A 26,366-nucleotide genomic window follows, 5' to 3' on the forward strand; every position below is an offset into this window, starting at 1 on the left:
CCCGCGCGGCGCGGCACTGCCACTCAAACCGCCGCGCCGGCCGCCAGCGCGCCGGCCTGCTCGCGCCGCACCTGGCGTTGCCAGGCCAGCGTGAGCGCCAGCGCCACCGCCAGCGCCGGCAGCACGGCCAGGTTGACCGCCTGCCAGCCGTGCCGGTGCAGCACCTGGCCCGCCGCCAGCGTGGCGAGCGCGGTCAGCACCGCGGCGGAAAACTCCGCGGCGGCCTGGGTGCGGGCCCGTTCGCTGGGCCGGTAGGACGCGGCCAGCAGCGCCGTGCCGCCCACGAACATGAAGTTCCAGCCCACGCCCAGGCACAGCAGGGCCAGGTAGAAGGCCGGCAGCGCCGTGGACGCAAGCGCTGCCAGCGCGGCCACGGCACACAGCAGCGTGCCGCAGGCCAGCATGCGCGCGGTGCCGAAACGCTGCAGCAACCAGCCCGAGAAGAAGGACGGCGCATACATGCCGACCAGGTGCCACTCGATGATCTGCGCGCCCTGCCCGATGCTGTGGCCGCAGGCGACGGCGGCGATCGGGGTCGCGGTCATTACGAACATCATCACGGCGTTGCCGATGCCGTTGTTGGCGAAGGCGGCCAGGAACACGGGCCGCCGCACGATCTCGCCGAGCGGACGTGCCGGCAGCACGGCCTCGTCGCCGGCGCCGGCTTCGGTGCGAACCGGCTCGCGGTAGGCGAGCAGCAGCAGCAGGATGGTCGCGACGCCGAACAGCGCCACCACGAGGTAGGAGCCGGCGAATGGCTCGGCCTGCAGCATGTCGCGGCTCCAGGCGGCGATCGCGGGGCCGCACACGGCGGCCACCACGCCGCCGGTCAGCACGGCGGCGATGGCGCGCGGCTTTTCCGCCACCGCGGCGGCATCGGCTGCGGCCAGACGGTAGAAGCGTGCGAAGGCCTGGAACACACCGACCAGCGCGGTGCCGACGCAGAAAGCGACGAAGTGCCGGTGCGAGATGGCCCACACCGAGACCAGGCCGCCCGCGGTGCAGGCGAGGCCGCCCAGGCAGAAGGCCAGGCGCCGGCCGCAGCGCTCGATGACGAAGGCGGCGGCGATCGCGGTGAACGCGGAGGCCACGGTGATCAGCGCGAAGGGCAGCGTAGCCAGCGCCTTGTCCGGTGCCAGCGTATAGCCGACCAGGCCGGTCAGGGTCAGGTCGACGGAAAGGGCTGCGGTGAACAGGGCCTGGCAAACCGCCAGTACCCGGGCCTGCGACATCGCCGGCGTGGCCATGGAACGCTCCTTGGGGGAAATGAGGACAGTCCCAAGGCTAAGTCCGGCGCGCCCGGCACGACGGACAACGATCCGTCGAATCCTGCCAGGCCGGCCGCCTGGCCCGGGCCTAGTTGAACACGTCCTGCCGGTAGCGGCCCTCGGCCACCAGGCCGGCGAACCAGGCCGAGGCGGCATCGCCGTCCAGGCCGCCCTCGGCCACGGCGATGTCCATCAGCGTCTTGCGCACCGCCGGCGCCATCTGGCGCCCGTCGCCGCACAAGTAGGCCACGGCACCGGCGCTGAGCTGGCGCCACAGCTCGGCGCGCTGCTGCCACAGCAGGTCCTGGACGAAGCGCGCGGGGGCGCCGGTGGCAGAGTGCGCCACGTGCAGGCGCGCCACACCCTGCGCCTGCCAGGCCAGCATCTCGTCGCGATACAGCCAGTCGTGCTGCGGGTGGCGGCAGCCGAAGTAGAGCTCGACCGGGGCCACGGCCTGTCCTGCGGCCTGCTGCGCGGCACGCTCTTCGAGGAAGCCGCGGAAGGGGGCGATGCCGGTGCCGGGCCCGATCAGGATCATGGCTTGCGCGGGGTCGGCCTCCGGCGCGAACGGCGGGTTGGGCGTGCGGATGGCGGCCGCCACCGTGGCGCCCGGCGCCAGTCCCTGCAGCCAGTTGGACGCCACGCCGCGGAACTGGCCGCGCCCCGACAGGGCCGGCGCCAGCACGGTGCCGACCGTGAGCGTGGCCACATCGGGCGAGACCAGCGGCGAGGAGGCGATAGAGTAGAAGCGCGGGCGCATCGGCACCACGCAGGCCAGCAGGCCGGCGAGGTCGAGCTCGATGGCCGGGAAGCGCGCCAGCAGGTCGGGCAGGCCGAGGCGGTGCGCCGCCACCTGGGCCGCGTAGCCTTGGGCGGCATCGTCCGAGCCCAGGCGCTCCAGCGACTGCCGCGTGAATGGGCAGCGTGTGCGCTGCGCCAGCAGGCGCAGGGTCTGGCGCGACACCACATCCTGCAGTTCGACGAAGTGCGTGAGCAGCGCGCGCAGTGGCAGGGGCTGTCCCAAGGGCAGGCCGCGCGCCGCGCCGGCGCGCGGCGCCGACAGCGTGACCACCGCTTCGGGATCGAGGTCGAGCCGCTCGCACAGGTCGTGCACCAGTGCCGGACGGTTCTGCGGGTAGACGGCGAGGTGGTCGCCGGCGGCATAGCGGGCTCCCTCGGGCAGGCGCAGCCGGATGTCGCGCGTCGAGGTGCGCGGCGCCTCGACGGCGAAGTCCCACAGGCCGGCGGGATCGCTCACCAGTTCGCGGTTGGCGAGCACGGTGAACGGCTGGGTGTTGGAAGGCAGCACGCTGGCGCGGATCTCGTCGATGCCGCGCAGCGCGACCTCGACCGCCAGCGGCGGCGCGCCCTCGGCGCCCGGGGCCGGGCCGGGCGCGTGCGGCTGCTGCTGCGCGAGCGCGCTCCACAGCGCCGCCAGCCACTGCTCGGCGGCCTGGTCGAAATCGGCATTGCCGTCGGCCTCCCCGCGCGCCAGCAGGGGCCGGGCGCCGGCGGCGGCGAAGAAGGTGTCGAGGCGCTTGGGAAAGGCCTGGTAGGTGGCCCACTGCGAATTGCCGCAGCCGAGCACCGCGTAGCGCAGGCCGCCGGCGCGCCAGTCGCCCGGCGCATCGCCGGCGGCATCCAGCATGGCTTCGAAGCGGCGCGCGTTGTCGGGCGCGCGGCCGTTGTAGGTGGCCGCCACGATCACCGCCAGCCCTTGCGTGGGCAGCTTGCCGAGCGCGTCGTCGAGGTCGTGCAGCGTGGCCTCGTAGCCGGCCGCCAGCGCGCCCGCCTGGACCTGCTCGGCCAGCTCGCGCGCGGTGCCGAGGCTGGAGGCGCACAGCACCGCCAGCGTCTCGCCGCCGGCTGCCACCACCGGGCGCGCCGCCGCGGCCGTGACGGCGCCGGAGGCGGGCGCCGCCACCACGATGCGTTCGTGCGGACGGCGCCGGCGCGCGCGCAGCAGGAAGTGGTCGGGCTTGAGGGTCAGCGTTTCCTTGATGCGGAACTGGTAGTCGTGCGGATCGTGCAGCTGGAAGTGGCGCAGCATCAGCGCCAGCGCCAGCTTGGCCTCGGTCAGCGCGAACTGGCGGCCGATGCAGGCGCGCTCGCCGTTACCGAAGGGCTTGTAGGCATGCGGATGGATGCGTGCCTCGTTCTCGGGCAGGAAGCGGTCGATGTCGAAGCGCTCGGGATCGTCCCACACGGCCGGATCGCGGTGCAGCGCCGTCAGCACCACCGCGACGCGGCGGTCCTTGTGGATGCGGTAGCGTCCGCCGATCACCGTATCCTCGAAGGGCGCCACCGAGAAGGCGGGCGCGGTCGGCCACAGGCGCAGCGTTTCCTTGAGCACGCGGTCCAGCACCTGCAGGCGCGCCAGGTCGGCGTAGGCCGGCGGCGCGTCGCCGGGCAGCACCGCGTCCACTTCGGCATAGGCCTGGGCCAGCACGCCCGGATGGCGCATCAGCTCGTACAGGGCGAAGGTCAGCAGGCCGCTGGTGGTCTCGTGGCCGGCGATCAGGAAGGTGATCACCTGGTTGCGGATATTGACGTCGTCCAGGCGCTGGTCGGTCTCGGGGTCGCGCGCCTCCAGCATCAGGTTGAGCAGGTCGCGCGCGGGCGTGGGCGACTGGCGGCGCTGGCGGATCACGTCGTCGACCAGTTCGCGCATGAAGCGCGTGTCCTCGGCGAACTTGCGGTGCGCCGCGTGCATGAAGCGGTCCTGCAGCGGGAAGCGCGTCAGCTTGCCCATGGCCTCTTCCAGCGCGCCGACCATGGCGTCGATGAAGGGATGGAGCTGCTGGCTGGCGAAGGAGTCGAAGTCGTAGCCGAAACCGGACAGGGCGATGGTGTCCAGCGTCAGCCGCGTCATGTCGTCGGAGACGGCGATGTCGGCATCCGGGCCCTGGCGGTCCCACTTGTCGACCAGGCGCATGGCCACGCGCAGCATCACGTCGAAGTAGCCCTTCATCGCGCGCTGGCTGAAGGCCGGCATCAGGATGCGGTGGGCGCGCCCCCAGTTGGCTTCGTCGGTATGCGCGGTGAACAGGCCGTCGCCGGCCACGTCGCGCAGGAAGGACAGCGGCGGGCCGATGAACTTGCGGAAGCGCGCGGCATCGGCCAGCTCCGCCGCCAGGGCCGCCGACGTGACGAAAGGCACGCGGCGCCCGGCGAAGTCGAGTTCGAAGATGCCCTCGTGCGCCCGCGCGCGCGCCATCAGGTGCTGAGCGAAGGCGCCCGGCTTGATCTGCAGGATATTGCCCACCAGCGGCCAGCCCGGATCGCGCGGGATCGGCTGCAGGGAGGCGGCGGGCCGGCCGGCAACCGGGGCCTGGGACGAGGAAGTGGCGGCTTGCGTCATAGTGGGCGCGCAGGGTCGGCTAGGAGTCGTAGGCGGCCGGCGCGCCTGGCGCGCCGGTGGGAAACATCCCGGGGCGATACCGGTAGACAATACGCACGTGGCAGCCGGTGCGGAGCACGGCAGCGGCACCGGAGATGCCACCGACACCGGAACCGGAGCCGCAGTCGATGTTCGGTAGACATTCGTCTACTTCTGCAGCAAAGTAGACGAATGTAGACAGGATGTCAATGCACATGGCGCGGGGTGCCGCGCGTTTGCATGGCCGGCGCCGCGCGCATGCGCAGGGTGCCGGGCACCGGGCACCGGGCGCGTCTGGTGCACAATTTGTAGATCTGAAGACACACGCGGGCCACCGCCCGCCAAGCTGGCAGCACATGGAAGACATCGCCGACGGCAAACGCAGATTGATCGACGCCGCCCTGCGGCTGGCCGCCGCCAAGCGCAGCTTCGCCGCGCTGGGCCTGCGCGAACTCGCGCGCGAGGCCGGACTCAACCCGAATACCTTCTATCGCCATTTCCGCGACATGGAGGACCTGGCGCTGACCGCCATCGCCGAGGTCAGCGATGCCTTGCGGCCGATGCTGCGCGAGGTGCGCTGGGCGGCCGCGCGCGACAGCTCGCAGGCCGTGGCCGAACGCACCTGCGGCGCCTTCTTCGCCTACGCGCATGGCCATGCCGATGCCTTCCTGCTGGCGCTGTGCGGCAGCACCGGTCCGCAGCCTGGGCTGCGCGCGGCGATCCGCCAGCTGCTGGCCGATATCGCCGCCGAGATCGCCGAGGACATCGAACGCCTGCAACTCATTCCCTCGCTGCCGCGCGCGACCGTCGACGCGGCCTGCGCGGAGATCGTCTTCCACCTGTTCCACCTGTCGGCCGAGTACCTGGAGGCGGACGAGGCCGGCCGGCGCGCCCACGTGGGGCGCGCGGTACGCTTCGTCGCCTGGCTGCTGCACGGCGCCGCCGCGACGCAGGCGGGCGAGGCCTGCCGCGCCGCCGAGGCCGCCGGCGCGGCGCGCCTGTCGGCCCGCTGAGACAGCCCTGATGCGGCTTTGATGCGGCGCGCGCGAGGCGCGCCTACTCGACCACCTTGCCGCGCTGCACCTTGAGTGCGCTGCGCTGGCTCTTGCCCTCCAGGCGGCGCCGGCGCGAGGCCAGCGTGGGACGGGTGGCACGGCGCACGCGCGGCGGCGTGGCCACGCTGCGCACCAGTTCGTGCAGGCGGCGCACGGCTTCCTCGCGGTTGGCTTCCAGGCTGCGGTGCTGCTGCGCCTTGATCACCACCACGCCGTCGCGCGTGATGCGGTGGTCGTGCAGCTGCAGCAGGCGCTCCTGGTGGTCGGCGGGCAGTGACGAGGCGCGGATATCGAAGCGCAGGTGGACGGCGTTGGAGACCTTGTTGATGTTCTGGCCGCCCGCGCCCTGGGCGCGGATCGCCGTGATCTCGTACTCGTGGTGGGGGATGGTCGGCTCGCCGTGCATGGCCGCATCTTAGCAAGCGGCGGGGCCGATATGGGGTACGGGGTACGGGGTACCGCGCCTGCCGCTCAGCGCGGCACGCTGACCGGATCGACGTGGGTCATCACGTTAAGCACGTCAGCGCGCGCCATGGCGCGGTTGCTGGCCTCGGTGGCGATGGCATGGCCCTGGGCCACGCTCAGGCTGCCGTCGACTTCCAGGTGCACGTCGACCAGGATCATGTCGCCCATCTTGCGCGTCTTCAGGTCGTGCACACCCTGCACGCCGGGCGTGGCGGCGATCAGCACGCGCAGGGCTTCCACCGTCTCGGCGTCGGCGGCGCGATCGGTCAGGTCGCGCAGGGCCTCCCGGCTGAAGCCCCAGCCCATGCGCGCCACCATCAGGCCCACCACGATGGCCGCCACCGGATCGAGCAGGTGGTAGCCAAGCAGATTGCCGCCGATGCCGCACGCGACCACCAGGGAGGAGGCGGCGTCCGAGCGCGCGTGCCAGGCGTTGGCCACCAGCATGCTGGAGCGCACCCGCTGCGCCGCCGCCAGCATGTAGCGGAACAGCGATTCCTTGGCCACCAGCGTGGCCAGCGCCACCCATAGCGCGACCGAGGTGACGTGCGGGATGTCCTCGGGGTGCTGCAGCTTGTGCGCGGCCGACCACAGCATGCCGATGCCGACCGCCAGCAGCAGCAGGCCGAGCGCGAGCGAGGCGGCGTTCTCGTAGCGCTGGTGTCCGTAGTGGTGGTCCTCGTCCGGGGCTTTGCCGCCCTGGTGGCCGGCGAACAGCACGACAAAATCGGCCACCAGATCCGACAGCGTGTGCACGCCGTCGGCCACCAGGCCGCTCGAGCCGGACAGCAGGCCGGCGACGATCTGCACCACGCTCAGCACGCTGTTGACTGCCACGCTCACCAGCGTGCTGAGGCGGGCGGTGGCCTGCCGGGCGGCGAGGCCGTCCTCGGCGTCGCCACGCAACGGCGCCATCGGCACCGTCTCCTGCGCCACGTCTTGCACCACGTCTTGTGCCGCCTGTCTCACTCCGTCTGCCTGCCCCACCCGTTCCGTCCCTTGCGATTCCCGCACCATGTTCCCGATCCTCTGGCGGGCCGTGCTCCGCCGGCGCACGCGCGGCGCCGGTGCCGGTGCCGGCCCTGTCGCCGGCAATGCTACCGCAGCCGCGTGTCGGCCGCGTGTCGGCCGCGCGGCAGGCGCCGCCCTGGCCGGGCGGCCGCGGTCATCGCGCGCGCGCCATCGCGCGTTAATGGCGTGGGAGCGTCGCCACGCGGCGCCTGCCCCACGTGGCGTGGCCGGCCCGGCCGCCCGCCCTGGCCGTTCCGGCCCGTATTCCGCCCCGCATCATGCCTGTCTCTTCCCTTTCCTCCCTGCGCCGGCCCCTGGCCGCCCTGGCCTCGCTCACCCTGCTGGCCGGCTGCCTGGCCTGCGCCACTGCCGCCCGCGCCGCCGAGCCCGTCATCGTGCTCGACTCGGGGGAGGCCTCGCTGACGCTGATCGACCAGGCCACGCACAAGGTGCTGCGCACCGAGCCCACCGGCAAGGAGCCGCACCACCTGCTGGCGACGCCGGACCAGCATGCGCTGATCGTCGCCAACTCGGTATCGAACAGCCTGATGTTCCTGGACCCGCACACCGGCAAGGTGCAGCGCCTGAGCGAAGGCGTGGAGGATCCCTACCAGCTCGGCTTCTCGCCCGACCACAAGTGGTTCGTCACCGCCGGCCTGCGGCTGGACCGTGTCGACATCTACCACTATGACGGGCAGCAGCTCACGCTGGCGCGCCGCCTGCCGCTGGGCCGCACGCCGAGCCACCTGAACTTCACCTCGGACGGCCGCCTCGCCTTCGTCACCCTGCAGGACTCGGGCGAACTGGCGGCGATCGACCTCGCCACGCAGAGCGTGTTGTGGAAGCTGCCGGTCGGCAGCACGCCGGCCGGCCTGTGGATGACGCCGGGCGACCGCTATCTGCTGGTCGGCATGACCGGCGAGGACGACGTCAAGGTGGTGGACTGGCGCGCACGCCAGGTGGTCAAGTCGATCCCGACCGGCCGCGGCGCGCACAATTTCCGCGATCTCGACGACGGCCAGCACGTGGCGGTCAGCAACCGCGTGGCCAGCACCATCAGCCTGATCGACTACCGCACGCTGCAGAAGACCGGCGACATCGCCGGCCTGCTGCCCGGCCCGGACGACATGGCGCTGAGCGCCGACCACCGCTACCTGTGGGTCACCTTCCGCTTCGCCCGCCACGTCGGCGTGATCGACCTGCCCGCGCGCAAGCTGGTCGATACCATCGCGGTCGGCCGCTCCCCGCACGGCATCTTCTTCGCCGACGGCGCGCCGGTGCACGCGCCCAATCCGGACTGAGCGCCGGCGCCGCACCGATCCGCCATCCGCCTCTGCTCCAACCGGGCCGCCCCATGCTGCACTCCTTGCTCGCCCTGCTCGACAACGCGGTCGCCGCGCTGCAGACGCTGCTCTACATCGACATCGTGCAGCCGCTGTGCTTCCACTTCGGCCTGATGGGCTACGACGAGGATGCCTACGATGCGCTGTACTGGGTCATCATCGGCGTACTGCAGGTCGCGGCCATGTACGCGCTGCTGCGGCCGCTCGAGGCGCTGCGACCGATCGAGCGCTGGCCCGACCGCAAGGACGTGCGCGCCGATGTGGTCTACACCTGGATCGGCAAGCTCGGCGTGATCAACCTGACCTTCTTCTTCCTGCTGCAGCCGCTGTTCCACCACTGGCAGAGCCTGCTGGTGATGCACGGCATGCCGGCCATCGCGCTGGACCGCCTGCTGCCGGACGCCGACGAGCGGCCGGTGGCGTCCTTCCTGGTCTACCTGGTGGCGCTGGATTTCGCCGGCTACTGGTACCACCGCTGGCAGCACCGCTTCGGCCTGTGGTGGGAGCTGCATGCCGTGCACCACAGCCAGCAACAGATGTCGCTGTGGACCGATGACCGCAACCACTTCCTCGACGAGCTGCTGCAGGCCGCCTTCTTCGCACTGATTTCGCTCTTCATCGGCATGCAGCCGTCGCAGTTCGTGGTCCTGGTGGCGCTGGGCAACTTCATGCAGAGCGTGCAGCACGTCAACGCCCGCCTGCCCTTCAGCCCCCTGCTGGAGCGGCTGGTGGTCAGCCCGGCCTTCCACCGCCGCCACCATGCCATCGGCTACGGCCACGAAGGCACGCGCTACGGCTGCAACTTCGGCGTGCTGTTCCCCTGGTGGGACATGCTGTTCGGCACGGCTTCCTGGGAGCGCCAGCCGGAGCCGACCGGCATCCGCGAACAGCTCCCGCCGCCGCTGGGCAGCGGGCGCGACTATGGGCGCGGCGTGATGGCGCAGCAGTGGCGCGCCTTCGGCCGCATGGCGCAGCGCCTGCGCGGTGGCCACGGCGCCGCCGTCGTCGTGCAGGACTGAGCGCCCGCCTCCCTCACCCCGGGCAGGCGTTCGCCTGCCCTTTCCTTTCACACCAGGCTTGCCGGATCGGCATCGACCGCGCCGCAGCCAGCCACCGGCCCAGCCCGGCGATCCCCCCACATGCTCAGGGCAGGCCCGCGTGCGGCACATCCACCTCCGCCATCAGGATCTGCCCGAGCCGCGTGGCACGGCGCTCGTGCTCGGCAAAGTTCGGTGCGGCCGCCATGAACAGCGTGGTGCCCCTGGGGCCGCCCAGCGCGGCGGCGAAGATGCCCTGCTCGCCGGTGTCGATCTGCTCCAGGATCCTGCCTCCCTGCTGTACGCGCACGATGCGCTTGCCGATGGCGTCGGCCACCCAGACCGCGCCTTCGGCGTCCAGCGCACCGCCGTCGGGGGCGATCGAGGCGGCGGCCATCAGGGTGCCGATGTCGTCGCTGTCGGGCATGGCGCCGAAGCTGGCCCAGTCGCGCCGCGGCCCGAGGTTGCCGCCGGGCAGGATGTCGAAGGCGGAGACGCGGTTGCCGAAGGTCTCGTTGACGATCAGGGTGCGGCCGTCCGGCGTGATGAAGGAGCCGTTGGGAAACCACAGGCCCTCGGCCACCACGCGCGCGGCGCCATCGGGCTCGACGCAGACCAGTCCGGTGGTGCGGAAGGGCGCGCCGGACATCAGGTCGAAGCCGAAATTGCCGACGTAGGCGCGGCCTGCGCGATCGACCACCATGTCGTTGATATGGCCGCCGGTCAGGGCGGTGAGGTCGGCATGCACGGCCAGCGTGCCGTCGGGCTCGCGGCGCAGTACCTTGCGGTCGCGCATCGACGAGATCAGCAGCCGGCCGTCGGGCAGCCAGCCCAGCCCGGACGGCTGCTGTGGTACCTGCGCCATCTCGGTGACGCGGCCGTCGAGGCCGGCGGCGATGACCTTGCCGGTGTAGAAATCCGACGCCCACAACCTGTCTTCATGCCAGCGCAGCCCTTCGAGGAAGGTATAGCCGGACACCAGAACCGATAACGCTCGCTTCGCCATGCATCGTCTCCTGTTCTTGTTCGTGTCCGGAACGCGCGACGGCGCACGCTCCGGGGAATGCATCAGTCGGGATGGAACGGTTCGCGCAGGCCGCGCGCGGGGCGGGCCTGCCGCGGTGCGACGGCACGGGATGAGGCGGGAAACAGCGGGAGGACGTGGCCAGGCCGGCGCCACGGGAGTACGAAAGCGGCACGTCGCCCGCGTACTGTAGCGGGGCGGTTTTTCAAGCGTCAAGGCGCGCGCATGCTGCAGCGCGGCGCCTCGGGCGGATCGCGCCGCGTTCAGTCCGGGGTGCCTGCCTTGGGTGCCTGGCAGGTGCGGATGCCCAGCAGGCTGTAGGCCGGGCAGACCCGGACGATGCCGGTCAGCAGGGGCACCACGCCGGTCCAGCCCCACGGGCCGATCTTTCCGGTGGCGGCCAGGCCGATCAGCAGCAGCCCGGCGATGATGCGGACGGCGCGGTCAATGGTTCCGACATTGGCGTGCATGGCGAGACTCCTCGCAGATATCCTCGCAGATTGGGAGAGGCCGGCACACGCGGGGATCCGCATGGGTCGGCGGTCGGTGCCGGCGGCAGCTTGCCACGAGCACTTATCCACAGGCTACGAGCGTCTCGCCTGCGCGGCCTTGACGCAGCGCAAGCGCAGAGCATGGGGAGGCCCGGCCAGGGCACGCCGCCGCCCGGCTCAGAACCGCTCGGGGATGCGCTTGTCCGAGTGGTCCGCCTCGACGTAGCCTTCCGGCCCCAGCCGCTCGGGCAGCACGGTCTTCTTGTGCGGCAGCTCCTGGTAGGGGATCCGGCCCAGCAGGTGGGCGATGACATTGAGCCGCGCGCGCCGCTTGTCGTCGGCATCGACCACATGCCACGGCGCATGGGCGCTGTGGGAGGCATCGAACATCGCGTCGCGGGCACGCGAATAGTCGTACCAGCGGCGATACGACTGCAGGTCCATGTCGGACAGCTTCCACAGCTTGCGCCCGTCGTCGATGCGCGATTGCAGGCGCCGGGTCTGCTCGGCCTGGCTGATTTCCAGCCAGTATTTGACCAGGATGATGCCGGCATCGATGATCGCCTTTTCCACCAGCGGCACGTCGCGCAGGAAACTCTCGACCTCCTGCTCCGTGCAGAACCCCATCACCCGCTCGACGCCGGCCCGGTTGTACCAGCTGCGGTCGAAAATGACGACCTCGCCACCGGCCGGCATATGCGGCAGGTAGCGCTGCACGTACATCTGCGTGCGCTCGCGCTCCGTGGGTGCAGGCAGGGCCACCACGCGGAACACGCGCGGACTCACGCGCTCGGTGATGGCCTTGATGGTCCCGCCCTTGCCCGCGCCGTCCCGGCCCTCGAACAGCACGCAGACCTTGGCGCCCGTCTGCTGCACCCAGCGCTGCAGCTTGACCAGCTCCACGTGCATGCGGAAGAGCTCCTTGTCGTAGGCCTTGGCGCCCAGCTTCGGCTTGCCTGCAGTGGTCTGGTCCGGCGTGACTGCGGTGGTGTCCTGATCGGACTGGCTTGCCATGGTCGTCCTCCTGGTCTGTGGTCGGCCTGTCCCGGTGGCCTGTCGGTGCCGGGCATGGGCGGCGCGATGATCCTGAAGCATAGCGCCGGCGTCGCCGCGGTAGCCCCTGAGCCGCCCCGCGACACTTGGAGGGCACCCGGGTCGGGCGGGAGGCCGGTGCATCACTCGCGGCGAACGAAGGCATCGGCAGCATGCGAGTGAACTATTCGGCACATTATGGACGTGCCGGCGGCAATACCAGGGGAGTCGATGCGGAAAAGCGGAAAGCGGCGGTGGCGCGCCCGGCTGGGATCGAACCAGCAACCCCTGCCTTCGGAGGGCAGTACTCTATCCATTGAGCTACGGGCGCGCGGAGCAGGTGGCGAAGGCGACAGCCTCCGCCGGAAAGGCGCATAGCATACCCTGTTTGCCCGGGATCGTCCAATCGGTGCACACCCGGCACTTTGAGCCAGGTCACGCAGCCGTCGCTTTTGCCGCCCCGAATCAGGCAACGCCGCTATAATCGCTAGCTATTTGTGCAAGGACGGGGCTGCTTCGTATCCACTTGGTGCGCCGCAGCCGTCGCGGTGGCGCCGGCGGGAGGAGAACCACGGCTCATCGCTGGCTCGACCGTCGCGCGCGAATCGTGGCGCCAGAAGAACGAGGCCGAGCCGATCAGAACTGAACGCATGCGGCCAGACAGGTTTCCTGCAAAAAACGAGAGTTCAGCATGAGCGACGTCCAACAACCACACGACGAACACGAGTCTCCCATCAAGACGCCCAAGCAGTTGATCGCGGTAGTCATCGCCGCGTTCCTGGTGCCGATCCTGGTCATCATCCTGCTGGTCAACTTCGTCGGCCATGGCGCCAAGGAAGGCGCTGGCGCGACGGACGCCACCGAAGCGGTGATCGACCGCATCAAGCCGGTCGCTTCGCTCGAGTTGAAGGATGCCAACGCGCCGCGCGTCTACAAGACCGGCGAACAGGTCTACAAGGAAGTCTGCTCCGCCTGCCACGCGACCGGCGCGGCGGGTGCGCCCAAGTACGGCACCGCCGGCGACTGGGCCCCGCGCATCGGCCAGGGCTTCGACGGGCTGCTGAATTCGGTGCTGCACGGCAAGGGCGCGATGCAGGCGCGCGCCGGCACCACGCCGGACGACTACAGCGACTACGAACTGGGCCGTGCCGTGGTCTACATGGCCGATGCGGGCGGCGCCAAGTTCCCCGAGCCGGCGGCACCGGCGGCTGCAACCGCCGCGGCTTCCGCGCCGGCGGCCGAGACCGCTGCGGCCGCCCCGGCTCCGGCGGCTGCCCCCGCGCCTGCCGCCGCCGCTGCACCGGCCGCGGCGTCGGCCGATACCGGCAAGAAGGTCTACGAGCAGGTCTGCGCCGCCTGCCATGCGGCCGGCGTGGCCGGTGCGCCGAAGTTCGGCGACAAGGCGGCCTGGGCGCCGCGCCTGAAGGAAGGCATGGACGTGGTGCACAACTATGCGCTGAAGGGCAAGGGCGTGATGCCGCCCAAGGGTGGCTATGCCGGCCCCGATGCCGACGTGCTGGCCGCGGCCGACTACATGGCGGCCGCCGCGAAGTAAGCTCCGCACGGCCGGACGCGATTCCGGCCGGCGCAGTCGACGCAGTAGAAAAAAGCCCGCGGCATGCCGCGGGCTTTTTGCTTTGTCCTGCTGCTTTCCTTCTGTTGCTGCTTCCCTTCTGTGCGGTCAATCGTCCGGCCGATCCGCACACTACGCCGGCCGCCAGCCCTGCGCAGGCGGCCGCCGGGGGCGCAGCGCGCCGCCCGGCCCCCGCTACACCACGCGCGAGTAGCGCACCAGCGGGGCCGCTACCGCTTCGTTGGCGGCCTCGCCGGCCAGCGCGCGCCGGCGTGCGGCGTCTTCGCGCAGGTGGCGGTCGAATACCATCGCCACGCGGCGCACCAGCAGGCGCCCGAGCGGTGTCACCTCGATGCGGCCGGGCCGGCAGTCCACCAGGCCGTCGGCGGCCAGGCGCTCCAGGTCCGCCAGTTCGGTGGCGAAGGCGGCTGCGAAATCGATGCCGTGGCGTGCCGCCAGCGCAGCGCTGTCGAGCACGCCGTTGCACATCAGCGCGCCGATGATCTCGCGCCGCAGGTGATCGTCGGCGGACATGTGGAAACCGCGGATCACCGGCAACCGGCCGGCGTCGAGCGCGGCGTAGTAGTCGTCCAGCGTGCGCGCGTTCTGCACGTAGCGTCCGGCCACCGCGCCGATCGCCGACACGCCGAGTCCGACCTGGTCGTAGCCGGCGTGCGTCGAATAGCCCTGGAAGTTGCGTTGCAGCTTGCCCTCGCGCTGCGCCACGGCGAGGTCGTCGCCGGGCAAGGCGAAATGGTCCATGCCGATGTAGACGTAGCCGGCGGCGCTCAGTTTCTCGATGGTGGCGACCAGGATCTCGAGCTTTTCGGCCGGCGCCGGCAGCGCCGCTTCGTCGATGCGGCGCTGCGGCTTGAACACATGCGGCAGGTGCGCATAGCTGTAGACCGAGAGCCGCTCGGGCCGCATCTCCAGCACGCGCTCGATGGTCACGGCGAAGCGCCGCGCGTCCTGGTGCGGCAGGCCGTAGATCAGGTCCATGCTGATGGAGCGCATGCCGAGGCGGCGCGCGGCATCGACCACGGCGCGCGTCTGCGCCACGGACTGCTCGCGGTGGATGGCGCGCTGCACCTCGGGATCGAAGTCCTGCACGCCCAGGCTGATGCGGTTGAAACCCAGTTCGGCCAGCAGGGCCATGCGCGCATCATCCACCACGCGCGGGTCGATCTCGATGGAGTGCTCGCCGTAGGCGGACAGTTCGAAGTGCTCCTGCAGCGCGGCCATCACACGGCGCATCTCGTCTTCGTCGAGAAAGGTCGGCGTGCCGCCGCCCCAGTGCGACTGCAGCACCTGGCGGCGCGCGCCCAGCGCCTGCGCCACCTGGGCGGCCTCACGCGCGAGGTAGTCGACGTAGCGCGCGCTGCGCCCATGGTCGCGCGTGATGATCTTGTTGCAGCCGCAGTAGTAGCAGATGTTCTCGCAGAACGGTACGTGCACGTAGAGCGAGAGCGGCGAACCCGTTGGCAGAACCGGCGCGGACGCCCCGCGGCTGCTGTCGGCCAGCGCCGTGCGGTAGTCGGCCTCGCCGATGCCGTCATGGAAGCGGTCGGCGGTCGGATAGGAGGTGTAGCGCGGGCCGTTGCCGTCGATGCGGCCGGCGAGCGCGCGGAAACCTGTCAGCGCGTCGCGGTCGAGCGTCCGCGCGGCGGGTGTAATGGGTGAGGCGGGTGTGAGGCGTGAGGTGGGAGCGGACATGGGGGCGCCCTCGGCGGACGGATTGCTGATGGCCCATGCTAGTCCCGGCGCGGCGCGGGGGGCTTGACCGGCGTCAAGCGCTGGCGGCGACGGCGGGACGGCCGTCGCCGAGCGGTGTCGACTGCCACGCTGGCGTCGCGTGCCGCCTTCGACGCCCCTGGCGCCAGGCCTTCCGGCGTTCCCGAGAGCACAGGCGCACTCGGAGGCACCTCAAACACACCTCAGCCCGCGTCAGACGCGCGGCAGCACCATGCGCACGCGCAAACCGCCTTCGGGGCGGTTGGCCAGGCTCAGCTCGCCGCCGTGGCGCGCCACGATGTCGGCCGCGATCGACAGGCCCATGCCGACACCGCCGGTGGCGCGGCTGCGCGAGGACTCCACACGGTAGAACGGCTCCAGTACACGCGGCAACTCCTCGTGCGGAATGCCGGGGCCGTCGTCGCAGACGTCGATCACCACGCGCTCGGGCGCGTCGGTCAGGCGGATCTGCGCGGCGCCGCCATAGCGGTGCGCATTCTCGATCAGATTGACCACGGCGCGGCGCAGTTCGGCCGGATAGGCCAGCAGCGGCGCCGCCTGGCCGTCCAGCGTGACGTCCTGGCCGAGTTCGGCGGCGTCGTCGACGATGGCGTGCAGCAGGGCCAGGATGTCGACCCGCTGGCGCGGCTCGCCGCTGTCGCGGTCGCGCAGGTAGTACAGGGTGGAGTCGATCAGGCCGTTCATCTCGGCCAGGTCCTGGCGCAGGCGGTAGCGCACGTCGCGGTCGTCGACGCGCTCGATGCGCAGGCTCATGCGCGTCAGCGGCGTGCGCAGGTCGTGCGATACGGCGGCGAGGAAGCGCGACTGCTGCCCCATCTGCGTGCGGATGCGCTGCTGCATGTGGTTGAACGCCACCGCTGCGGCGCGCGCCTCGACCGGGCCGGTATCCTCGTCGAGCTGCGGTGCATTGACGTCCTGCGCCAGGCGGCCCGCGCCGCTGGCCAACTGCTGGATCGGCCGCGCCAGCAGGCGGGCACCCACCCAGGAGGCGGCGACGATGGCGGCAAGCTGCAGCAGCAGGCCCGGGCGCGGCGGCCACCAGCCGTGCAGCCGCCGCGGCGGCCCGTGGGGTGGCATCGGCGGTGGCGGCAGGTCGGCGGCGAACAGATCATCGGGCGGCGGCGGTGGCATGCGCCCTGCCTCCAGCCCCGGCGGGCCCGGCGGCATCGCGCCGGAGGGCTGGCCGGGGGTGGCGTGGCGCGCGCCGGCGGCGGTGGTGTCGTGGCGCTCCAGGCCGGGGCGCGGGAAAATGCTCTCGATGACCGTGATGCCGAGCAGGTGCACGGCCAGCATGATGGTGGCCATCACCAGGAACAGGCGCACGAACATGGTGTCGTAGCGCGCCAGCGGACCGCGAAGACGCACGTTCAGCTTTCCACGTTGGCGGTGAAGACGTAGCCCTCGCCGCGCACGGTGCGGATCAGCACCGGATCGCGCGGATCGTCGCGCAGCTTCTGGCGCAGGCGCGACACCAGCAGGTCGATGCTGCGGTCGAACACGTCCAGGTCGCGGCCGCGCGCCTGGTTGATCAGCAGCTCGCGGTCGAGCACGCGGTGCGGATGTTCGATGAAGGTCAGCAGCAGGCGGAATTCGGCATTGGACAGCGGCACCACCGTATCCTCGCCGTCGACCAGCTGGCGCAGCGTGGTGTTGAGCCGCCAGGCGCCGAAGCGCAGTTCGTGCCCGGCGGCGGCGGCCGGACGGCGCTGCCCGCCCTGGCTGCGGCGCAGCACGGTGTGGATGCGCGCCACCAGCTCGCGCATCTCGAAGGGCTTGGTGACGTAGTCGTCCGCGCCGACCTCCAGGCCGACCACGCGGTCCGCCAGTTCGGCGCGCGCCGTCAGCATGATCACCGGCGTGTCGCTCTGCTCGCGGATCTCGCGGCACAGCGCCAGGCCGTTCTCGCCCGGCAGCGACAGGTCGAGAATGACCAGGTCATAGGTCTTGCCGGCCATCGCGGCGCGCATGGCGGCACCGCCCTCGGCACCGTCGGCCGCCATGCCGAAGGTCGACAGGTAGTCGGCCAGCATGGTGCGGATCTGGGTATCGTCGTCGACGACAAGTAGTTGCAGCGGAGCGGAGGCGGTAGCGGTGGATTCCATTCTCATGTCGGCAAGGCGGCATCCGCCGCAGCGCTCACTGTAGCAGCACAGCATACTCTGGCTTTGGCCGCTTTGTATCCACACCGATACAGACGAAAGCCAGGGCCGAACCTGTCTGTACAAGCAAGCGTCGGCGGCGTGACCAAGTGCTCAAGCTGGGCACGAAATCGGGGCATACCATCGAAAAAGTCGGCCATGCGCCGCTTGTTCGCGACCCTGCCATCCGGGGCCGACATCCTTCGTTGTTCACGGAGCCAAACCATGACACGCCCGACCCGCCTTCGGGACGCGCTGCGCCGCGTCCGCTTCCTCCTCAGCCTTGCCGTGCTCGGCGGCGCCTGCTCGCTGGCCTTGCCGGCCCATGCGCTGCAGAACGCCTCGTCCGATCCACCCGCACGGCCCGGGCCGAACCTTGCACCGCGCGAGGCACTCGGCCTGAATGCCGCGCAGAACGCGCTGTGGCAGGCCGCCGAGTCCACCACTCGTGAAGCACACGCCCATGCGCTGGAGCTGCGCGCGCGCTTCCTGCGTGAAAGCGGCGACCCCGAGGGCATGCGCGACGGCAGCGCACCGCTGCGCCCGCGCGTCCAGGCGATGGAGCGGCTGCACGATGCGCTGGAGAAGGACCGCCGCGCGGTCGATGAACGCTGGCTGGCGCTGGATGAGAGCCTCGATGCGTCCCAGCGGCGCCGCTTGCGCGCGATGCCCCAGGTGGCGCACTGGCTGGGCCTGATGCCGCCGATGCATGCCATGCACGAGCTGGAGATGGGCCGTCCCGGCGGGCCGGAAGGCAGGGACCAGGCGGGCCCCGGCTTCGACGGGCCGCCGCACTGAGCGCTGCCGGGAGTATCGCGGCGCGCGTGCCACGCCTCGCTGCACCCTGCCGACCTGGCTGCTGCATGCGTGGCGCCGCGGCGTGCAGCGATCGGCGGTGACCGGAATGTGGATAAAAGAACGCCCCCGCGCTTTGGGCCGGGGGCGTCAAACAGGGAAGAACCGGGCACGCATGCCCGACCGCGCAGGACAGAAGGGTTAAGCCCCGCACGGTACCCGCAGCACAAGGCCGCGGACGGGGGTGATCCTAGTCGGCGCGCCGGGGCCGGTCTTGTCTATCTCGTATCCCTATGTATCGACTTTGTATCAGACCCCGGCCTTTCCGTTACCGAGCAGCGCCTTGAGTCCGGCCAGGCGGTCCTTGGGGCTCATGGCCGGGGCCGTGTCCTTGGGCGCCGGCGCCTCTTCCAGCTTCATTTCACCGATGAAGCGCGACGGCTGGCAGGAATAGGTGTCACGCGCGCGCTTGCGCTTCTTGCACCAGCTGATGTGCAGGCTGCGCTGGGCACGCGTGATGCCGACGTACATCAGGCGGCGCTCTTCCTCGACCTTCTCGTCGCTCATGTCCTCGTCCTCGCGGCAATGGGGCAGGATGCCCTCCTCCACGCCGACCAGGAACACATGCGGGTACTCCAGGCCCTTGGAGGCATGCAACGTCGACAGCCGCACCGCGTCGGGATCTTCTTCGCGGCCCTCGAGCATGCTCATCAGCGCCACCGTCTGTGTCAGCTCGAGCAGGTTCCTGCCCTCGTCGCCGAAGCCGTCGGCGGTGTCGTAGCCAGTGGCCTCGCCCGTGCCGTCGCCACCCTCGGGCTTGGTGCCCTTGCGCTTGAGCCAATCGAGGAATTCCAGCGTGGTGGTCCACCTGGACTGTGCCTGGCGCTCGTCGAAGGTGTCGTAGAGGTAGGCCTCGTAGTGGATGCCTTCCATCAGGTCGTCGAGCACCTGCGTGGCCGGGTCTTTGGCGGCGCGCGCGGCCAGCCGCACCATCGACTCGCAGAACACGCGCAGCGGCTCCAGCTGGCGCGGCTGCAGCTTGCCTTCGATGCCGCCCATCATGGCCGCCTCGAACAGCGAGACCTTGGCCTGGCCGGCGAAGGTGCCCAGCACCTCCAATGTGGTATTGCCGACGCCGCGCCGCGGCGTGGTGATGGCGCGGATGAAAGCAGGGTCGTCGTCCGGATTGGCGATCAGGCGCAGGTAGGCGCAGATGTCCTTGATTTCCGCCTTGTCGAAGAAGCTCTGCCCGCCCGACAGCACATAGGGAATGCGTTCGCGGCGCAGGATCTGCTCGAACAGGCGTGCCTGGTGATTGCCGCGGTACAGGATGGCATAGTCGCGGAACTGCGCGCGGCGCTCGAACTTGTGGGCCGACAGGCGGAACACCACGGACTCCGCCTCATGCTCCTCGTCGTTCATCGGGTTGATGGCGACCGGGTCGCCCATGCCGTGCTCGCTCCACAACTTCTTGTCGAACAGCTTCGGATTGTTGGCGATGACGGCGTTGGCCGCTTCGAGGATGCGCACCGTGGAGCGGTAGTTCTGCTCCAGCTTGATCACTTTCAGGTCGGGGAAATCGGTCTGCAGCAGGCGCAGGTTGTCGAGCGTGGCGCCGCGCCAGCCGTAGATGGCCTGGTCATCGTCGCCGACCGCGGTGAAGGCCGGCGCGCGCAGGTGCGAGCCACCCGCCAGCAGCTTGAGCAGCTGGTACTGGCAGGCATTGGTGTCCTGGTACTCGTCGACCAGGAAGTAGCGCAGGCGGTTCTGCCACTTCAGGCGCACCGTCTCGTCGCGCGCGAACAGTTCGGCCGGCAGGCGGATCAGGTCGTCGAAATCCACCGCCTGGTAGGCATGCAGCGTGGCCACGTAGTTGCGGTAGACCAGTGCGGCCTGGTGCTGGTCGGCATCGGCGGCCTGCGCGATGGCCGCTTCGGGATCGACCATGCCGTTCTTCCACAGCGAGATCGTGCCCTGCACGCTGCGGATCAGCTTCTTGTCGGTGGTGCCGAGCTGTTCCTGCACCAGCCCGAAGCAATCGTCCGAGTCCATGATCGAGAACTGCGGCTTCAGGCCCACGTGCTCGGCCTCGGCGCGCAGGATCTGCACGCCGAGCGAGTGGAAGGTACAGACCGTCAGCTGCTTGAGCGGCAGACGCTTGCCTTCGCGCGTGGTCTTGCCTTCCATCAGCTTGCCGATGCGCTCCTGCATCTCCTTCGCCGCCTTGTTGGTGAAGGTGACGGCGGCGATGTGGCGGGGCTCGAAGCCCTTGTCCTCGATCAGGTGGGCGATCTTCTGCGTGATCACCCTGGTCTTGCCCGAGCCGGCGCCGGCCAGTACCAGGCAGGGACCATCGAGATAGCGGACAGCTTCGGATTGGGCGGGATTGAGTCCGTGGGTCATGCGCGGGAAGACAGCGTGGAAGTGTGACGGGAACGGCCGGGCCGCGGATGCGGTGCGGCGTGTGCAGGATCCGGCGCGCCTCGGCACCGTGCGAGCGGAGGATGTTAACACGCGCCGCCGCCGGGCCAGGCTGCTCGACGAGGCCTTTGTCCCCGGCCGTCATGTAACGCGCCGTAATGCTCTGTAATGAAAAGTAATGGCCGGGATCGCGTCCCGGATGGCGGTCTCTAAGAAGGATAGAGAGCTTGTATGACGGCTGCTCCAACACTGCTTCAACCAGGTGTGGCCTCATCATCACAAGGGAGCTGTCCTATGCGAACACAGAAGCGAGCACGTCCGGCCCTGGCCAAGGCCATCCTGATCAGCGCCACGCTGGTGGCGTTCGCCGGCTGCGCGGACATGTCGCCCAAGCAGCGCAACACCGCCATCGGCGCCGGTATCGGCGCGGTCGGGGGTGCAGTGCTGACTGGCGGCGATGCGCTGGGCACCGTCGGCGGCGCGGCCGTGGGCGGTGTCATCGGCAACGTCACCACCCCGAACCGCAGGGGCCGGTGAGCACCCTGCCCCGCCGGCCCGGGGCGCGTTGACAAAGCGGGGGGCGTCCCGTACATTGCGCGCATCCGGCCGGGAGAGCGCGCGAGGCATCGCGCCGCCGAAGGGGTATCACCCGAAAACTCTCAGGCACCATGGACTGGTCGGATCGGCGGGCAATATGCACACGATGCACGCCGTACTCTGGAGAGCGACACCCGCCATCGTTCGCATGAATGACGGTGAGCGTGTCCACCGAAGGGGCGCGCAGGGGCCGGTTCCGCCAGGAGCCACCCTGTAATCTCTCAGGTATCGAGGACAGAGGGGTCATCCGCCGCAGCGGATTCGCAGCGCGACGCGCGCGAGCCATGCGGCGGATGACCCTTTTTTCGTTTTCGCAACCGCAGAGATCCGTCCCCGAGGAACCCATGACGCTCCAGGCCACGCCCCTCAATGCCATCCACCGCGCCCTCGGCGCCCGCATGGTCGACTTCGGCGGCTGGGACATGCCGGTCAACTACGGCTCCCAGATCGAGGAACACCACGCCGTGCGCAGCGACGCCGGCATGTTCGACGTCTCCCACATGTGCGTGGTCGACCTCGCCGGTCCCCACGTGCGCGCCTTCCTGCGCGGCCTGCTGGCCAACAACGTGGACAAGCTGCAGACGCCGGGCAAGGCGCTCTACTCCTGCATGCTCGACGACAAGGGCCACGTCATCGACGACCTGATCGTCTACTTCTTCGCCGAAGACCGCTTCCGCCTGGTGGTCAACGCCAGCACCGCACCCACCGATATCGAATGGATCCGCGCCCGTAATGCCGCCACCGGCAGCGGAGTCGCGATCACGCCGCGGCGCGCCGACAACGCCCCCGCGGGCGTGGCGCCGCTGGCCATCGTCGCGGTGCAGGGCCCGAACGCGCGCGCCAAGGTATGGGGCGCCTTCCCCAGCACCCAGCCGAGCGAAGCGCTCAAGCCCTTCAACGCCCTCGTGGTGCAGGACCCGGCCATCGGCGAAATCATGGTCGCACGCACCGGCTACACCGGCGAGGACGGCTTCGAGCTGGTGGTGCCGGCCGACAACGTCGCCGCGGTGTGGGAAAAGCTGGATGCCGCCGGCGTGCGCCCGGCCGGCCTGGGCGCGCGCGACACGCTGCGCCTGGAAGCGGGCATGAACCTGTATGGACAGGACATGGATATCCACACTTCGCCGCTGGATGCGGGCCTGGCCTGGACCGTCGACCTGCAGAGCGAACGCGACTTCACCGGCAAGGCCGCCCTGCTGGCCGACGGCCAGAAGGCCGCCTTCGCCGGCCTGGTCCTGCGCGACAAGGGCGGCGTGCTGCGCGCCCACCAGACCGTCGTCACGCCCGCCGGCAACGGCGAGACCACCAGCGGCACCTTCAGCCCGACCCTGTCCCTTTCGATCGCCTTCGCCCGCCTGCCGCTGGGCGCGCAACCCGGCGACAGCGTCGAAGTGGAGATCCGCGGCCGCAAGCTGGCGGCGACTGTGGTTAAACTGCCGTTTGTGCGCAATGGCAAGGCACTCGTGAGCTGACGCTCGCAACGGTCAAACAAGGTCAAGAGCCAACGGTCATGGCGCGCCCGCGCGCGGGCGCGCCCAGAACAGACGAACCAACCGAATCCGGAGAATCCACATGAACTTCCCCCCCGAACTCAAGTACACCGAGTCGCATGAGTGGGTGCGCGTCGAAGCCGACGGCACGCTGACCATCGGCATCACGGACCATGCGCAGGACGCGCTGGGCGACATCGTCTTCCTCGAGCTGCCCGAAGTGGGCCGCAGCGTCGGCGCCGGCGACGCGCTGGCCGTGGTCGAGTCGGTCAAGGCCGCCTCCGACATCTACGCGCCGGTGGCCGGCGAGGTCATCGCCATCAACGACGCCGCCAGCGCCGAGCCGGAGAGCGTCAACGCCAACGCCTTCGAGGCCTGGCTGTTCAAGCTGAAGCCGGCCAACGCCGACGACGTCAACGGCCTGATGTCGGCCGACGCCTACAAGGCCAGCGTCGGCGCCTGACGCCGCGCGGCCCTGGCGACGGGGCCGCCGAGACCGAACGACCGCGCGGCGGCCGGCCGACCACCGGCGCCGCGCCTGACGAGACCCCTGCCATGAATGCCCCGCTGCCCATGAACGCCGCCCACGCCCGTCCCACGCTGGCCGAACTGGAGGCGCGCGACGCCTTCGCCGGACGCCACATCGGCCCCGACGCCGCCGAACAACAGCACATGCTGAAGGTGCTCGGCTACGACAGCCGCGCCGCGCTGATCGACGCCGTGATCCCCGCCGCCATCCGCCGCCGCGACCCGCTGCCGCTGGGCGAGTTCGCCGAGCCGCTCAGCGAGGAAGCCGCGCTGGCCAGGCTGCGCGCCCTCGCCGGCAAGAACAAGGTGTTCAAGAGCTTCATCGGCCAGGGCTACTACGACACGCATACACCCGCCGTGGTGTTGCGCAATATCTTCGAGAACCCGGCCTGGTACACCGCTTACACGCCCTACCAGCCCGAGATCTCGCAGGGCCGCCTGGAAGCGATGCTGAACTTCCAGCAGATGGTCACCGACCTGACCGGCCTCGACATCGCCAATGCCTCGATGCTGGACGAGGGCACCGCCGCCGCCGAGGCGATGACGCTGCTGCAGCGCGTCAACAAGCATGCCTCGCAGACCTTCTACGTCGCCGACGACGTGCTGCCGCAGACGCTGGAAGTGGTACGCACGCGCGCCAAGCCGCTCGGCATCGAGGTCAAGGTCGGGCCCGCCGCCGAGGCCGCGGGTGCGCATGCCTTCGGCGTGCTGCTGCAATATCCCGGCGTCAACGGCGACGTCAATGACTACCGCGCCATCGCCGACGCCGTGCATGCCGCCGGCGGCCTGGTGGTGGCCGCCGCCGACCTGCTCGCGCTGACCCTGCTGGCCGCGCCCGGCGAATGGGGTGCCGACGTCGCCGTGGGCAACTCGCAGCGTTTCGGCGTGCCGCTCGGCTTCGGCGGCCCGCACGCCGGCTACATGGCGGTCAAGGACGCGTTCAAGCGCTCGATGCCGGGCCGCCTGGTCGGCGTGACCGTCGACGCGCAAGGCAACAAGGCCTACCGCCTGGCCCTGCAGACGCGCGAGCAGCACATCCGCCGCGAGAAAGCCACTTCGAACATCTGCACCGCGCAGGTACTGCTGGCGGTGATGGCCTCGATGTACGCGGTCTACCACGGCCCGGCCGGCCTCAAGCGCATCGCGCAGCGCGTGCACCGCCTGACGGCGACGCTGGCCGCCGGCCTGGAAGCACTTGGCTTCGCGCGCGCCAATGCCACCTTCTTCGACACACTGACGCTCGAGACCGGCTTCAACACCGAGGCCATCCATGCCGCCGCCAGCGCGCGCGGCATCAACCTGCGCCATGCCGGCGCCACCCGCGTCGGCGTATCGCTCGACGAGACCGCCACGCGCGAGGACGTCATCGCGCTGTGGGAGATCTTCTCGCATGGCAAGCCCCTGCCGGCCTCGCTCGCCTTCGATGCCATCGAGGCCGCGGCGCAGGACGCCTTCCCCGACGGCCTGGCCCGCCAGAGCGCCTACCTGACGCACCCGGTGTTCAACACGCACCACGCCGAGCACGAGATGCTGCGCTACCTGCGCATGCTGGCCGACAAGGACCTCGCGCTCGACCGCACCATGATCCCGCTGGGCTCGTGCACGATGAAGCTGAACGCCACCAGCGAGATGATCCCGGTGACGTGGCCCGAGTTCAGCCGTATCCACCCGTTCGCGCCGCTGGACCAGACCGTCGGTTACCGCGAGATGATCGACCAGCTCGAGGCGATGCTGTGCGCCGCCACCGGCTATGCCGCCGTCAGCCTGCAGCCGAACGCCGGCTCGCAGGGCGAGTACGCCGGCCTGCTGATCATCCACGCCTACCATGCCAGCCGCGGCGAGAGCCACCGCGACATCTGCCTGATCCCGTCCTCGGCGCACGGCACCAACCCGGCGTCGGCGCAGATGGCCGGCATGAAGGTGGTGGTGGTGGCCTGCGACGAGAACGGCAACGTCGACCTGGACGACCTGGCGAAGAAGGCCGAGCAGCACAGCAGCAACCTGGCGGCCATCATGATCACCTACCCGTCCACGCACGGCGTGTTCGAGCAGGGCGTGCAGCAGATCTGCGAGATCGTGCACCGCCACGGCGGCCAGGTCTACGTGGACGGCGCCAACATGAACGCCATGGTCGGTACTGCCGCGCCTGGACAGTTCGGCGGCGACGTCTCGCACCTGAACCTGCACAAGACCTTCTGCATCCCGCACGGCGGCGGCGGCCCTGGCGTGGGCCCGGTGGCGGTCGGCGCGCACCTGGCGGACTTCCTGCCCAACCAGGACAGCGTGGGCTACCGCCGCGACGACAACGGCATCGGCGGCGTGTCCGCCGCGCCATTCGGCTCGGCCAGCATCCTGCCGATCTCGTGGATGTACGTCGCCATGATGGGCTCGGCCGGCCTGACCGCCGCCACCGAGAATGCCATCCTCGCCGCCAACTACGTCGCCAAGCGCCTGTCGCCCCACTACCCGGTGCTGTACACGGGCCAGCACGGCCTGGTGGCGCACGAGTGCATCCTGGACCTGCGTCCGCTGCAGAAAGTTACCGGCATCAGCAACGAGGACGTGGCCAAGCGCCTGATGGACTACGGCTTCCACGCGCCGACGATGAGCTTCCCGGTGCCGGGCACGCTGATGATCGAGCCGACCGAAAGCGAAGCGCTGCACGAGCTGGACCGCTTCATCGACGCGATGATCGCCATCCGCAAGGAGATCGCGCGCGTGGAAGACGGCAGCTTCGACCGCGAGGACAACCCGCTCAAGCACGCCCCGCACACCGCCGCGGTGGTGACTGCCGATGCCTGGCCCCACCGGTACACGCGCGAGGAAGCGGCCTACCCGCTGGCGTCGCTGCGCACGCAGAAGTACTGGCCGCCGGTCGGCCGTGCCGACAACGTGTACGGCGACCGCAACCTGTTCTGCAGCTGCGTACCCATCGGCGAGTACGCGCAGGACTGAACGACCGGGGCC

The 26,366-nt window shown here is 70.3% G+C and carries 20 protein-coding genes, 1 tRNA gene and 2 riboswitches; of the genes, 9 read left to right on the forward strand and 12 right to left on the reverse strand.

Annotation, left to right across the window (positions count from 1 at the left end; translation table 11 throughout):
* Positions 1–23: 23 nt before the first annotated feature.
* Positions 24–1,247, reverse strand: a complete 1,224-nt coding sequence (locus BKK81_RS01120) for an MFS transporter (RefSeq protein WP_071010336.1) — start codon at positions 1,245–1,247, stop codon at positions 24–26.
* A 109-nt stretch (positions 1,248–1,356) separates the two neighbouring features.
* Positions 1,357–4,629 carry a bifunctional cytochrome P450/NADPH--P450 reductase gene (locus BKK81_RS01125; protein WP_071010338.1) on the reverse strand — a complete coding sequence of 1,091 codons (3,273 nt, stop codon included), beginning with the start codon at positions 4,627–4,629 and terminating at the stop codon, positions 1,357–1,359.
* 374 nt (positions 4,630–5,003) lie between these two features.
* On the opposite strand from BKK81_RS01125, the gene BKK81_RS01130 reads away from it, so the two are divergent.
* Positions 5,004–5,660, forward strand: coding sequence for a TetR family transcriptional regulator (locus BKK81_RS01130; protein ID WP_071010340.1), 657 nt, complete (start codon positions 5,004–5,006; stop codon positions 5,658–5,660).
* A 43-nt stretch (positions 5,661–5,703) separates the two neighbouring features.
* On the opposite strand, the gene arfB is transcribed toward BKK81_RS01130, so the two are convergent.
* Both arfB and BKK81_RS01140 read right to left on the reverse strand, forming a co-directional pair.
* Positions 5,704–6,108 carry an alternative ribosome rescue aminoacyl-tRNA hydrolase ArfB gene (gene arfB / locus BKK81_RS01135; protein ID WP_071010342.1) on the reverse strand — a complete coding sequence of 135 codons (405 nt, stop codon included), beginning with the start codon at positions 6,106–6,108 and terminating at the stop codon, positions 5,704–5,706.
* A gap of 65 nt (positions 6,109–6,173) precedes the next feature.
* Complete coding sequence (locus tag BKK81_RS01140) at positions 6,174–7,082, reverse strand: cation diffusion facilitator family transporter (RefSeq protein WP_071010344.1); 909 nt, start codon at positions 7,080–7,082, stop codon at positions 6,174–6,176.
* A 374-nt stretch (positions 7,083–7,456) separates the two neighbouring features.
* On the opposite strand from BKK81_RS01140, the gene BKK81_RS01145 reads away from it, so the two are divergent.
* Both BKK81_RS01145 and BKK81_RS01150 read left to right on the forward strand, forming a co-directional pair.
* Positions 7,457–8,479 carry a YncE family protein gene (locus tag BKK81_RS01145; RefSeq protein ID WP_071015886.1) on the forward strand — a complete coding sequence of 341 codons (1,023 nt, stop codon included), beginning with the start codon at positions 7,457–7,459 and terminating at the stop codon, positions 8,477–8,479.
* Between the two features lie 53 nt (positions 8,480–8,532).
* On the forward strand, positions 8,533–9,540 hold the full coding sequence (locus BKK81_RS01150; RefSeq protein ID WP_071010346.1) for a sterol desaturase family protein: 1,008 nt from the start codon (positions 8,533–8,535) through the stop codon (positions 9,538–9,540).
* A 124-nt stretch (positions 9,541–9,664) separates the two neighbouring features.
* Here BKK81_RS01150 and BKK81_RS01155 read toward each other — a convergent pair whose 3' ends face one another.
* The 4 genes from BKK81_RS01155 to BKK81_RS01170 all read right to left on the reverse strand — a co-directional run bounded on the left by BKK81_RS01155 (position 9,665) and on the right by BKK81_RS01170 (position 12,436).
* Positions 9,665–10,564 carry an SMP-30/gluconolactonase/LRE family protein gene (locus BKK81_RS01155; RefSeq protein ID WP_071010348.1) on the reverse strand — a complete coding sequence of 300 codons (900 nt, stop codon included), beginning with the start codon at positions 10,562–10,564 and terminating at the stop codon, positions 9,665–9,667.
* A gap of 281 nt (positions 10,565–10,845) precedes the next feature.
* Positions 10,846–11,052: a YgaP family membrane protein gene (locus BKK81_RS01160; protein ID WP_071010350.1), complete on the reverse strand. Its 207-nt coding sequence runs from the start codon at positions 11,050–11,052 to the stop codon at positions 10,846–10,848.
* A 198-nt stretch (positions 11,053–11,250) separates the two neighbouring features.
* Complete coding sequence (gene ppk2, locus BKK81_RS01165) at positions 11,251–12,087, reverse strand: polyphosphate kinase 2 (protein ID WP_071010352.1); 837 nt, start codon at positions 12,085–12,087, stop codon at positions 11,251–11,253.
* A 273-nt stretch (positions 12,088–12,360) separates the two neighbouring features.
* Positions 12,361–12,436 (reverse strand) — tRNA-Arg (locus tag BKK81_RS01170).
* Positions 12,437–12,796: 360 nt separating this feature from the next.
* On the opposite strand from BKK81_RS01170, the gene BKK81_RS01175 reads away from it, so the two are divergent.
* On the forward strand, positions 12,797–13,660 hold the full coding sequence (locus tag BKK81_RS01175; protein ID WP_071010353.1) for a c-type cytochrome: 864 nt from the start codon (positions 12,797–12,799) through the stop codon (positions 13,658–13,660).
* A 213-nt stretch (positions 13,661–13,873) separates the two neighbouring features.
* Here BKK81_RS01175 and hemN read toward each other — a convergent pair whose 3' ends face one another.
* The 3 genes from hemN to BKK81_RS01190 form a co-directional block, all read right to left on the reverse strand.
* Entirely contained in the window at positions 13,874–15,391 is a 1,518-nt protein-coding gene (hemN, locus tag BKK81_RS01180; protein WP_071010355.1) for an oxygen-independent coproporphyrinogen III oxidase, read from the reverse strand.
* Between the two features lie 231 nt (positions 15,392–15,622).
* Complete coding sequence (locus BKK81_RS01185) at positions 15,623–16,759, reverse strand: ATP-binding protein (protein ID WP_071015890.1); 1,137 nt, start codon at positions 16,757–16,759, stop codon at positions 15,623–15,625.
* 38 nt (positions 16,760–16,797) lie between these two features.
* Positions 16,798–17,532: a response regulator gene (locus tag BKK81_RS01190; protein ID WP_156811074.1), complete on the reverse strand. Its 735-nt coding sequence runs from the start codon at positions 17,530–17,532 to the stop codon at positions 16,798–16,800.
* A gap of 261 nt (positions 17,533–17,793) precedes the next feature.
* Here BKK81_RS01190 and BKK81_RS01195 point away from each other — a divergent pair, with 261 nt between their 5' ends.
* Positions 17,794–18,366: a hypothetical protein gene (locus BKK81_RS01195; protein WP_071010357.1), complete on the forward strand. Its 573-nt coding sequence runs from the start codon at positions 17,794–17,796 to the stop codon at positions 18,364–18,366.
* A 306-nt stretch (positions 18,367–18,672) separates the two neighbouring features.
* Here the strand turns inward: BKK81_RS01195 and BKK81_RS01200 are convergent, their stop codons facing one another.
* Entirely contained in the window at positions 18,673–20,766 is a 2,094-nt protein-coding gene (locus BKK81_RS01200) for a UvrD-helicase domain-containing protein (protein ID WP_071010359.1), read from the reverse strand.
* 312 nt (positions 20,767–21,078) lie between these two features.
* Between BKK81_RS01200 and BKK81_RS01205 the strand changes: the two genes are divergently transcribed.
* The 4 genes from BKK81_RS01205 to gcvP all read left to right on the forward strand — a co-directional run bounded on the left by BKK81_RS01205 (position 21,079) and on the right by gcvP (position 26,354).
* A complete protein-coding gene (locus tag BKK81_RS01205; protein ID WP_071010360.1) occupies positions 21,079–21,321 on the forward strand; it encodes a glycine zipper 2TM domain-containing protein in 243 nt (80 codons plus the stop codon).
* Between the two features lie 60 nt (positions 21,322–21,381).
* Positions 21,382–21,470, forward strand: a riboswitch (glycine riboswitch).
* Positions 21,471–21,491: 21 nt separating this feature from the next.
* Positions 21,492–21,629, forward strand: a riboswitch (glycine riboswitch).
* A gap of 96 nt (positions 21,630–21,725) precedes the next feature.
* The gene (gene gcvT / locus BKK81_RS01210) at positions 21,726–22,853 is read left to right on the forward strand and encodes a glycine cleavage system aminomethyltransferase GcvT (protein ID WP_071010362.1); all 1,128 of its coding nucleotides are present in this window, start codon (positions 21,726–21,728) and stop codon (positions 22,851–22,853) included.
* Between the two features lie 100 nt (positions 22,854–22,953).
* Entirely contained in the window at positions 22,954–23,334 is a 381-nt protein-coding gene (gene gcvH, locus BKK81_RS01215; protein WP_071010364.1) for a glycine cleavage system protein GcvH, read from the forward strand.
* A 92-nt stretch (positions 23,335–23,426) separates the two neighbouring features.
* Entirely contained in the window at positions 23,427–26,354 is a 2,928-nt protein-coding gene (gene gcvP / locus BKK81_RS01220) for an aminomethyl-transferring glycine dehydrogenase (RefSeq protein WP_071010367.1), read from the forward strand.
* Positions 26,355–26,366 lie beyond the last annotated feature (12 nt).

Source organism: Cupriavidus sp. USMAHM13 (genome assembly GCF_001854285.1).
In the GTDB taxonomy this organism is placed as follows: Bacteria; Pseudomonadota; Gammaproteobacteria; order Burkholderiales; family Burkholderiaceae; genus Cupriavidus; species Cupriavidus malaysiensis.